We start from the raw sequence: 10,318 nt of genomic DNA on the forward strand, positions 1-10,318 counted from the left end.
AACGCATCGCCGATGGTAGTGTGGGGTCTCCCCATGTGAGAGTAGGTCATCGTCAAGCACCTATCCCAAACCCCCGATCCGCGCATGCTGGTCGGGGGTTTGTCTTTGCAGTGAAATAAAAATATCAAGCATATGACCGATGCTTTATGTTGTTAGGTGTGGCGCGTCCAAAAAACTCCAGCAAGGGGTATAAAAATGCAGCAATTATTACGCCTGCTGGCAGATGGTCGCTTTCATTCTGGTGAAGAGCTTGGGCGAGCTTTAGGTATCAGCCGTAGTGCCGTTTGGAAAAGGCTGCGCACTGTATCCCAGCAACAGTTTCTAAAGTTGCATAGTGTGCCTGGGAAAGGCTATAGGCTTGAGCAGCCGCTGAGCCTGTTACGTCGAGAGGCCCTGGAAGATCAACTAGGCATATGTTGCCACGTTGAAGAGTGTGTGGATTCAACCAATGCCGTTGCTCTGAGGCATCTTGCTGCATTGCGTAGCGACACCCCTTTTGTCGTGCTGGCGGAGCATCAGAGTGAGGGGCGCGGACGTAGGGGGCGCGTATGGATCAGCCCCTATGCGCAAAATTTATACCTTTCCTATGTGCTGCGCGTAGAAAATGCTCAATATCTACAAGCCTTGAGCCTTGCTGTGGGAGTTGCGGTTTTACGTACGCTGGAGCCGTACGGCATGCATGGGATTGGCCTGAAGTGGCCGAACGATATTCTCGTCAATAGCAGTAAGCTGGCCGGTATCTTGCTGGAGTTGACAGGTGATCCTGCCGATGTATGTCATGTCGTGATTGGAATTGGGATAAATGCGAATCTCATGGAGGCTAGCAACATCAATCAGGCTTGGACATCAATTCAGCGGGAAACTCTCCGCCTTATAGATCGTAATGAGCTTGCTGTGCGGCTAGTAAAGAATTTAGAGCGTCTTCTCGGTGTGCACATAGAGCATGGCTTTCCAGCACATCACGCTGAGTGGGAAGAAAAACATTTGTGGCAGGGGAGGGATGTCCGGCTTATGAGCGGTGCCAGCGAGGTGCTGGGTCGAGTGATCGGTGTAACGCCGGATGGAGCATTGCGTCTTGATGTGGATGGCAGTGAGCAGACGTTCAGTGGTGGAGAATTGACGCTGAGGCTCCAATGATCTTGGATCTTGATGTGGGTAACTCGCTTATCAAATGGCAGTTGCGACCGCGTGCTCATGAATCAATAGTGCTCAGAAATACAGCTGAGTCTGAAACGATACTGGCTGCACAGCTGCGGCTGATCGATTCTGCCGGTGTGCAAGCATGTCGGCTTGCCAGCGTACGCAGCGATGAAGAAACGCAGACGCTGCTGACCTTGCTAGGACAGTTATTTCCCACTGCGCGTATTTTACAGGCCCAGGCTGGTGTGGATTGTCATGGCGTTAAAAATGGCTACGACGTGCCGAGTTTGCTTGGGCTAGATCGCTGGCTTGCAATTTTGGCTGTTCACTGCCGGGCAGGTGCTCAGAATTGTCTGATCATTGATTTGGGTACAGCAATCACCGTGGACCTTCTATCTGCAGAAGGTTTGCATATGGGTGGGTATATTGCCCCGGGGCTTGCACTGATGCGTTCGCAGCTTACCTCCTCTACAAGGCGTGTTCGCTATGAGCGTTGCGAGGGAAAGATTTGTACCACCTTGTTGCCTCCAGGCCGCAACACGCATGATGCTGTGGAGCGGGGTTGCCTTGCGATGCTATACGGTTTTGTTGCCTGCCAGGTATCACTGGCCAAGCAGCTGTGGGGGTCTGATTTCCAGGTATTTCTCACCGGTGGTGACGCCCCCGTTGCTGCCATTGAGCTGAAGAAAATGCAAGTACCTTATGAGATTGCTCGTGACTTGGTTTTTGCAGGGCTTGATCTCGCTTGTCCAGTGTAAGCCCGCTTGCCAATTCTTTAGGAAAAACATTCGCTTAGATGAGATTTTGCGCTTGCGTCTTGAGTGTTCGTTTTGTATGATTTGTACCACTTGAGCGGTGGTCGAAAATTCAGCTCAAGTAAAGTTTTGGAGGGGTTCCCGAGCGGCCAAAGGGATCAGACTGTAAATCTGACGTCTACGACTTCGAAGGTTCGAATCCTTCCCCCTCCACCAAATTCTAGCCTGATTATCGTAAAGGGCTGCGGGTATAGTTCAGTGGTAGAACCTCAGCCTTCCAAGCTGATGATGCGGGTTCGATTCCCGCTACCCGCTCCAAGATGATAAGGCGAATAAAAGAGTAACATGCTCATGTAGCTCAGTTGGTAGAGCACACCCTTGGTAAGGGTGAGGTCAGCGGTTCAAATCCGCTCATGAGCTCCAAAAAACAAAGGCGGATATGAAAATATCTGCCTTTGTCGTTTTTGGGAGCGCCAGTTGTGTGAATCTCTTGCCTGCTGTCCAGGGTATACCTGTTGGGTTTGTGGTTCATTTGGGTTCGTGACGTCATGCTAGTCGGACGCTCTGGGTGGTTACGGCTAGGTGCGAGAGCCGCAGTGTTCTCTGCAGGTTGCTGGACGGATTTACCGTCGAATAAGTAGTTGATCTATTCGCTTCGGAAGGGTATCATTCGCCGCCTGATCAAGTTACAGGCCAGTAGCTCAATTGGCAGAGCAGCGGTCTCCAAAACCGCAGGTTGGGGGTTCGATTCCCTCCTGGCCTGCCAGATTCAACATCTGGCACCCTCACAAGGTCCTTGCAAATGAACGCCAAGGCAGAAAGCAAAGATTCCCGTCTAGATATGCTCAAGTGGTTGATGGTTGCTGCCTTAGTAACTGCCGCCGTCGTGGGTAATCACTATTTCTCCGCTGAGCCTATCCTTTATAGGGTGATTGGCGTTTTGCTGGCCGCTTTGGTGGCAGGATTCATTGCGCTGCAAACCAGCAAGGGTGCTGCCTTCTTTGTTCTGACCAAAGAAGCTCGGGCAGAGATCCGTAAGGTTGTATGGCCTACGCGCCAAGAAACAACGCAAACCACGCTGATCGTGGTTGCAGTGGTGCTCTTGATGGCGTTGGTTCTGTGGGGTCTGGATTCCCTCTTGGGCTGGCTGGTCTCCTCGATCGTAGGTTAAGGGTGCATTGTGGCTAAGCGTTGGTATGTTGTGCACGCCTATTCGGGCTACGAAAAGCATGTAATGCGCTCGCTGATCGAGCGCGTGAAGCTGGCTGGCATGGAAGATCAGTTTGGTGAAATTCTGGTTCCCACTGAAGAAGTGGTTGAGATGCGTAATGGCCAGAAACGCAAAAGTGAGCGTAAATTCTTCCCTGGCTACGTGCTGGTTCAGATGGAAATGAATGAAGCCAGTTGGCACCTGATCAAAGACACGCCGCGGGTCATGGGCTTCATTGGTGGCACTGCAGACAAGCCAGCGCCAATTACCGAGAAAGAAGCAGAGGCTATCCTGCGCCGTGTAGCGGATAGCGGGGATAAGCCGCGTCCGAAGACACTGTTCGAGCCGGGTGAGACAGTGCGTGTGATTGATGGCCCCTTCGCCGACTTCAATGGCGTCGTCGAGGAAGTCAATTACGAGAAAAGCCGTATCCAAGTGGCTGTTCTCATCTTTGGACGCTCCACGCCGGTTGAGCTGGAGTTCGGTCAGGTCGAGAAGGTCTGATAGTAAAGGTTTTTGCCCCGCAGCGTGATCCTGCGGGGCTTTGTTGTCCCTGTGACAAATGCTAAGGCAAGCGGGGAGCCGTAAGGCGCATGTACCCGAAACTGGAGTAGCAAATGGCTAAGAAAATCACGGCTTATATCAAGCTGCAAGTAAAGGCCGGTCAGGCCAACCCGTCGCCGCCCGTAGGTCCGGCCCTCGGTCAGCACGGCGTTAACATCATGGAGTTCTGCAAGGCCTTCAATGCCCGTACTCAGGGTATGGAGCCCGGCCTGCCCACTCCGGTGATTATCACTGTTTACAGTGACCGTAGCTTCACCTTCGAGACCAAGAGTACTCCGGCTGCTGTGCTGCTGAAGAAGGCAGCTGGTATTGCCAGCGGCTCTGCTCGCCCGAATACCCAGAAAGTCGGCACCGTGACCCGTGCTCAGCTGGAAGAGATCGCCAAGACCAAGCAGGCTGATCTGACCGCTGCTGATCTGGAAGCTGCCGTGCGCACCATCGCCGGCTCTGCCCGTAGCATGGGCCTGAACGTGGAGGGTGTGTAATGGCCAAGCTGACCAAGCGCCAGAAGGCAATCGCCGAGAAAGTCGTTGCTGGCAAGCAGTATGGCTTCGAAGAAGCTGCCGCGCTGCTGGCAGAAATTTCGACCACCAAGTTCAAAGAATCGGTTGATGTTGCCATCAACCTGGGTGTCGATCCGCGTAAATCCGACCAGGTCGTGCGTGGCGCTACCGTTCTGCCGAACGGTACTGGTAAGAGCGTGCGTATCGCTGTGTTTGCCCAGGGTGCCAATGCTGAAGCGGCGCTGGCTGCCGGTGCCGACAAGGTTGGTATGGATGAGCTGGCTGCCGAAATGAAAGCCGGTGATTTGAACTATGACGTGGTCATCGCCTCTCCGGACGCCATGCGTGTCGTCGGTCAGCTGGGTCAGGTGCTCGGCCCGCGTGGTCTGATGCCGAACCCGAAAGTCGGCACCGTGACCCCTGACGTGGCGACCGCCGTAAAGAATGCCAAGGCTGGTCAGGTGCGTTTCCGTACTGACAAGAACGGCATCATTCACGCGTCCGTGGGTAAAGTTGACTTCGCCCCGGCTGCCCTGAAGCAGAACGTCGAAGCCCTGCTGTCTGATCTCAAGCGCCTCAAGCCGTCCACATCCAAGGGCGTCTACATGAAGCGTGTGACCCTGAGCACCACCATGGGGCCAGGCCTGCAGATCGACCAGTCTTCTCTGGAAATCTGATGCAAGACGAAGTGAGCAGTTGTATCTGGCTCACTTCGCACATATTGGGGTCCCTGCCTGGCGGGGGCTATCCAAGACCGTAGGTGGCTTGCCTTAAATCACCGGCCTACGCAGATGGTGCTCCCGATTCGTTTACCGAATCAGACACCAAAACGACGCTGAACTTCGGTTCGGCGAAACGGTAACATCCAGGAGTAAACCCGTGGCAATTAAGCTCGAAGACAAGAAGGCCATTGTCGCTGAAGTCAACGAGGCTGCCAAAGCTGCCCTGTCTGCTGTCGTGGCTGATGCCCGTGGCGTGACTGTGGGCGCCATGACCGGACTCCGTAAAGAGGCCCGCGAAGCTGGTGTGTACGTAAAAGTCGTACGTAACACCCTGGCTCGCCGTGCCGTCGAAGGCACCGACTTTGAGGTGCTGGCTGACGTGTTCAAGGGCCCGACCCTGATTGCGTTCTCCAACGAGCATCCGGGCGCTGCTGCCCGTATCTTCAAGGAGTTTGCCAAGGGTCAGGACAAGTTCGAGATCAAGGCTGCAGCCTTCGAAGGCAAGTTCATCGCTGCCAATCAGATCGATGTACTGGCCACTCTGCCGACCTACAACGAAGCTGTGGCTCAGCTGATGAGCGTCATTCAGGGCGCTACCAGCAAGCTGGCTCGTACCCTGGCAGCGATTCGCGACAAGAAGGAAGCCGAGGCTGCCTAAGGCGCTTGGTAACTTTCACACCTTTTTTGTTAACAAGATGGCACATGCCGTCACTTAATACAGGAATAGAGTCATGGCTCTGACCAACGAAGATATCATCAACGCCGTTTCCGAAATGTCCGTGATGCAGGTTGTCGAACTGATCAAGGCCATGGAAGAGAAGTTCGGTGTGACCGCTGCTGCCGCTGTGGCTGCTGGCCCGGCCGCTGCTGCTGCTGTGGTTGAAGAGCAGACCGAGTTCACCATCGTCCTGGCCGAAGCTGGCGACAAGAAAGTGAACGTCATCAAGGTTGTGCGTGAGCTGACCGGTCTGGGCCTGAAAGAAGCTAAGGCTGTCGTTGACGGCGCCCCGGGCGTGGTCAAGGAAGGCGCTTCCAAGGAAGAAGCCGAAGCGGCCAAGAAGGCTCTGGAAGAAGCCGGCGCCAAGGTCGAGCTCAAGTAAGTTTGAGCGACATTGCGTCGACAGTCCGGAGCGCAGGCTCCGGACTGATGGCTGGTGGCTGATGCCACCGGCCTTTTTCCGTTATGGGCAGCCTCTGAGCAGTGCTCGCCGATAACGTGAAACGCGCCACTGCGCAGGTGGCTGCAAACCGAGGGTTTGCACGATTTTCCGGCTGCTCCCGTCGGAGAGGCCAAACAAGCAGGTGACCAAGCTGGGGAACGCTGATGGCTTACTCATATACTGAGAAAAAACGTATCCGCAAGGACTTTAGCAAGTTGCCGGATGTCATGGATGTGCCTTACCTCCTGGCCATCCAGCTGGATTCGTACCGCGAATTCCTGCAGGCAGGCACCAGTAAGGAGCAGCTCCGCGATGTCGGCCTGCATGCAGCCTTCAAGTCCGTTTTCCCGATTATCAGCTATTCCGGCAATGCTGCCCTGGAATACGTCGGCTATCGCATGGGCGAGCCGGCATTTGACGTCAAGGAATGCGTGCTGCGTGGTGTGACCTTTGCGGTCCCGCTACGTGTGAAAGTGCGCCTGATCATCTTCGACAAAGAGTCGTCGAGCAAAGCGATCAAGGACATCAAGGAACAGGAAGTCTACATGGGGGAAATCCCCCTGATGACCGAGAACGGTACCTTCATCATCAATGGTACCGAGCGGGTCATTGTTTCCCAGCTGCACCGCTCGCCGGGCGTGTTCTTTGATCATGATCGCGGCAAGACCCACAGCTCGGGCAAGCTGCTCTATTCCGCCCGTATCATTCCCTACCGTGGTTCCTGGCTGGACTTTGAGTTCGATCCGAAGGACTGCGTGTTCGTGCGTATCGACCGCCGCCGCAAACTGCCGGCTTCCGTCCTGCTGCGTGCACTGAACTATGGTACCGAGGAAATCCTCGACATCTTCTATGACACCAGCGTCTTCCACCTGAAGGATCAGGCGATCAGCCTGGAGCTGGTGCCGCAACGTCTGCGTGGCGAAATTGCTGCGTTCGACATCAAGGACGAAACCGGCAAGCTCATCGTCGAGCAGGGCCGCCGGATCACTGCACGGCACATCAACCAGCTTGAAAAGGCCGGCATCAAGGAACTGGACGTTCCCCTGGATTATGTACTGGGGCGCACCCTGGCCAAGGCCCTCGTGCATCCGGCGACCGGCGAGATCATTGCCGAGTGCAACACCGAACTGACCACCGACCTGCTGGCCAAGATTGCCAAGGCCCAGGTGGTACGTATCGAGACGCTGTATACCAACGACATCGACTGCGGTCCGTTCATCTCCGACACCCTGAAGATCGACAACACCGGCAATCAGCTGGAAGCCCTGGTCGAAATCTATCGGATGATGCGTCCGGGCGAGCCGCCCACCAAAGACGCCGCTGAAACGCTGTTCAACAACCTGTTCTTCAGCGCCGAGCGTTATGACCTGTCTGCTGTGGGTCGCATGAAGTTCAACCGCCGTATCGGTCGTGAAGCGATCGAGGGTGCGGGCGTGCTCAGCCGTGAAGACATCGTCGATGTGCTGAAGACCCTGGTTGATATCCGTAACGGCAAGGGCATCGTTGATGACATCGACCACCTCGGCAACCGCCGTGTGCGCTGTGTCGGTGAAATGGCCGAGAACCAGTTCCGTGTTGGCCTGGTGCGCGTCGAGCGCGCGGTCAAGGAACGCCTGTCGATGGCTGAAAGCGAAGGCCTGATGCCGCAGGACCTGATCAATGCCAAGCCGGTGGCGGCCGCGGTCAAGGAGTTCTTCGGCTCCAGCCAGCTGTCGCAGTTCATGGACCAGAACAACCCGCTTTCCGAGATCACCCACAAGCGCCGTGTTTCTGCACTTGGCCCGGGTGGTCTGACACGTGAGCGTGCCGGCTTCGAAGTCCGCGACGTGCATCCGACTCACTATGGCCGCGTCTGCCCGATCGAAACGCCGGAAGGTCCGAACATCGGTCTGATCAACTCGCTGGCGACTTATGCCCGTACCAACCAGTATGGCTTCCTGGAAAGCCCGTACCGTGTGGTCAAGGGCGGGCAGGTCACTGACGAGATCGTCTACCTGTCGGCCATCGAAGAAGCCAATCATGTCATCGCCCAGGCTTCGGCCACGCTCAACGAGCAGGGTCAGCTGATCGATGAGCTGGTGGCGGTGCGTCACCTCAACGAGTTTACCGTCAAGGCGCCGGAAGACGTCACCCTGATGGACGTCTCGCCCAAGCAGGTCGTCTCGGTGGCGGCCTCGCTGATTCCGTTCCTCGAGCACGACGACGCTAACCGCGCCCTGATGGGGTCGAACATGCAGCGTCAGGCGGTACCGACCCTGCGTGCCGACAAGCCGCTGGTAGGGACCGGTATCGAGCGCAACGTGGCGCGCGACTCCGGCGTCTGCGTGGTGGCCCGGCGTGGCGGGGTGATCGACTCGGTCGATGCCAGCCGTATCGTGGTGCGCGTGCATGACGATGAGGTCGAGACGGGTGAGGCAGGTGTCGACATCTACAACCTGACCAAGTACACCCGTTCCAACCAAAACACCTGCATCAACCAGCGTCCGCTGGTCAGCAAGGGTGATGTAGTTTCGCGCGGTGACATCATGGCCGATGGTCCCTCCACCGACATGGGTGAACTGGCGCTCGGTCAGAACATGCGCGTGGCGTTCATGCCGTGGAACGGCTTCAACTTCGAAGACTCCATCTGCCTGTCCGAGCGTGTGGTTCAGGAAGACCGCTTCACCACCATCCACATCCAGGAACTGACTTGCGTGTCGCGCGACACCAAGCTCGGCCCGGAGGAGATCACCGCGGATATCCCGAACGTCGGTGAGGCGGCGCTGAACAAGCTGGATGAAGCCGGTATCGTCTACGTCGGTGCTGAAGTGCAGGCCGGTGACATTCTGGTCGGCAAGGTCACGCCCAAGGGCGAAACCCAGCTGACGCCGGAAGAGAAGCTGCTGCGTGCGATCTTTGGTGAGAAGGCGTCCGATGTGAAGGACACCTCCCTGCGCGTGCCGACCGGCACCAAGGGCACCGTGATCGATGTGCAGGTCTTCACTCGTGACGGCGTGGAGCGCGATTCGCGCGCCCTGTCCATCGAGAAGCAGCAGCTCGATGAGATCCGCAAGGACCTCAATGAGGAGTTCCGCATCGTCGAAGGCGCGACCTTCGAGCGTCTGCGCAGTGCGCTGGTGGGTGCGGTGGCCGATGGCGGTCCTGCTGCCCTCAAGAAGGGCACAGCCGTCACCCACGAGTACCTGGATGGCCTCGAGCACAGCCAGTGGTTCAAGCTGCGCATGGCTGACGAGGCGCTGAACGAGCAGCTGGAGAAGGCCCAGGCCTATCTCTCTGATCGCCGTCAGCTGCTCGACGAGAAGTTCGAAGACAAGAAGCGCAAGTTGCAGCAGGGCGATGATCTGGCACCGGGCGTGCTGAAGATCGTCAAGGTCTACCTCGCCATCAAGCGCCGCATCCAGCCGGGCGACAAGATGGCCGGTCGTCACGGTAACAAGGGTGTGGTCTCGGTGATCATGCCGGTCGAGGACATGCCGCATGATGAGAATGGTGTTCCGGTCGATATCGTCCTGAACCCGCTGGGCGTGCCGTCGCGGATGAACGTTGGTCAGATCCTCGAGACCCACCTGGGCCTGGCCGCCAAGGGGCTGGGTGAGAAGATCAACCGCATGCTCGAAGAGCAGCGCAAGGTCGCTGAGCTGCGTGCCTTCTTGCACCAGATCTATAACGAGATCGGTGGCCGTCAGGAAAGCCTCGACAGCCTGAACGATGCCGAGATTTTCGAGCTGGCCGCTAACCTGCGCAAGGGTGTGCCGATGGCGACCCCGGTGTTCGATGGTGCCGAAGAGCGCGAGATCAAGGCCATGCTCAAGCTGGCGGATCTGCCGGAAAGTGGCCAGATGCAGCTCTATGACGGTCGTACCGGCAATGCGTTCGAGCGTCAGACCACGGTGGGCTACATGTACATGCTCAAGCTCAACCACCTGGTCGACGACAAGATGCATGCTCGCTCCACCGGCTCTTACAGCCTGGTCACCCAGCAGCCGCTGGGCGGCAAGGCCCAGTTCGGCGGTCAGCGTTTCGGGGAGATGGAGGTCTGGGCGCTGGAAGCCTACGGCGCGGCCTACACCCTGCAGGAAATGCTCACCGTGAAGTCGGACGATGTGAACGGCCGTACCAAGATGTACAAGAACATCGTGGATGGCGATCACCGCATGGAGGCCGGCATGCCCGAGTCCTTCAACGTGCTGATCAAGGAAATCCGTTCCCTCGGCATCGATATCGAGCTGGAATCCGAATAAACCGCGACGCGTACCGGCGGCAG

General features: G+C 56.9%; 9 protein-coding genes and 4 tRNA genes. All 13 read left to right on the top strand.

From position 1 onward, the window contains the following. Nucleotides 1-195 precede the first annotated feature (195 nt). The 13 genes from birA to rpoB all read left to right on the top strand — a co-directional run bounded on the left by birA (nt 196) and on the right by rpoB (nt 10,295). Nucleotides 196-1,137 (top strand): bifunctional biotin--[acetyl-CoA-carboxylase] ligase/biotin operon repressor BirA, encoded by a 942-nt coding sequence (gene birA, locus MXC11_RS10315; RefSeq protein WP_250010121.1) that lies wholly within the window; start codon nt 196-198, stop codon nt 1,135-1,137. Further along, entirely contained in the window at nt 1,134-1,898 is a 765-nt protein-coding gene (locus MXC11_RS10320) for a type III pantothenate kinase (protein ID WP_250010122.1), read from the top strand. The genes birA and MXC11_RS10320 overlap by 4 nt, the downstream gene beginning before the upstream one ends. Nucleotides 1,899-2,026: 128 nt before the next feature. After that, nucleotides 2,027-2,111: transfer RNA gene (locus tag MXC11_RS10325), tRNA-Tyr, on the top strand. Nucleotides 2,112-2,139: 28 nt separating this feature from the next. Further along, a tRNA-Gly gene (locus MXC11_RS10330) sits at nt 2,140-2,213 on the top strand. A 29-nt stretch (nt 2,214-2,242) separates the two neighbouring features. Beyond that, a tRNA-Thr gene (locus tag MXC11_RS10335) sits at nt 2,243-2,318 on the top strand. Nucleotides 2,319-2,585: 267 nt separating this feature from the next. Further along, nucleotides 2,586-2,661 (top strand) — tRNA-Trp (locus MXC11_RS10340). A 36-nt stretch (nt 2,662-2,697) separates the two neighbouring features. Further along, complete coding sequence (gene secE / locus MXC11_RS10345; RefSeq protein WP_250010123.1) at nt 2,698-3,066, top strand: preprotein translocase subunit SecE; 369 nt, start codon at nt 2,698-2,700, stop codon at nt 3,064-3,066. Nucleotides 3,067-3,075: 9 nt separating this feature from the next. Then, nucleotides 3,076-3,609: a transcription termination/antitermination protein NusG gene (nusG, locus tag MXC11_RS10350; RefSeq protein WP_250010124.1), complete on the top strand. Its 534-nt coding sequence runs from the start codon at nt 3,076-3,078 to the stop codon at nt 3,607-3,609. 113 nt (nt 3,610-3,722) lie between these two features. Next, nucleotides 3,723-4,154 (top strand): 50S ribosomal protein L11, encoded by a 432-nt coding sequence (rplK, locus tag MXC11_RS10355; RefSeq protein WP_250010125.1) that lies wholly within the window; start codon nt 3,723-3,725, stop codon nt 4,152-4,154. After that, nucleotides 4,154-4,849: a 50S ribosomal protein L1 gene (gene rplA, locus MXC11_RS10360; protein ID WP_250010126.1), complete on the top strand. Its 696-nt coding sequence runs from the start codon at nt 4,154-4,156 to the stop codon at nt 4,847-4,849. The genes rplK and rplA overlap by 1 nt, the downstream gene beginning before the upstream one ends. Before the next feature lie 202 nt (nt 4,850-5,051). Next, entirely contained in the window at nt 5,052-5,552 is a 501-nt protein-coding gene (gene rplJ, locus MXC11_RS10365; RefSeq protein ID WP_250010127.1) for a 50S ribosomal protein L10, read from the top strand. A gap of 73 nt (nt 5,553-5,625) precedes the next feature. After that, complete coding sequence (gene rplL, locus MXC11_RS10370) at nt 5,626-5,994, top strand: 50S ribosomal protein L7/L12 (RefSeq protein ID WP_069563578.1); 369 nt, start codon at nt 5,626-5,628, stop codon at nt 5,992-5,994. 224 nt (nt 5,995-6,218) lie between these two features. Then, nucleotides 6,219-10,295, top strand: a complete 4,077-nt coding sequence (gene rpoB / locus MXC11_RS10375) for a DNA-directed RNA polymerase subunit beta (protein ID WP_250010128.1) — start codon at nt 6,219-6,221, stop codon at nt 10,293-10,295. Nucleotides 10,296-10,318: the final 23 nt, after the last annotated feature.

The organism is Pseudomonas eutrophicaquae (assembly GCF_023544715.1).
Taxonomy (GTDB): domain Bacteria; phylum Pseudomonadota; class Gammaproteobacteria; order Pseudomonadales; family Pseudomonadaceae; genus Geopseudomonas.

Bases quoted from the DNA above. Each gene is read 5' to 3' on its own strand.
- rpoB (WP_250010128.1), top strand. From the start codon at position 6,219: ATGGCTTACTCATATACTGAGAAAAAACGTATCCGCAAGGACTTTAGC.
- MXC11_RS10320 (WP_250010122.1), top strand. From the start codon at position 1,134: ATGATCTTGGATCTTGATGTGGGTAACTCGCTTATCAAATGGCAGTTG.
- rplL (WP_069563578.1), top strand. From the start codon at position 5,626: ATGGCTCTGACCAACGAAGATATCATCAACGCCGTTTCCGAAATGTCC.
- rplK (WP_250010125.1), top strand. From the start codon at position 3,723: ATGGCTAAGAAAATCACGGCTTATATCAAGCTGCAAGTAAAGGCCGGT.
- rplA (WP_250010126.1), top strand. From the start codon at position 4,154: ATGGCCAAGCTGACCAAGCGCCAGAAGGCAATCGCCGAGAAAGTCGTT.
- birA (WP_250010121.1), top strand. From the start codon at position 196: ATGCAGCAATTATTACGCCTGCTGGCAGATGGTCGCTTTCATTCTGGT.
- secE (WP_250010123.1), top strand. From the start codon at position 2,698: ATGAACGCCAAGGCAGAAAGCAAAGATTCCCGTCTAGATATGCTCAAG.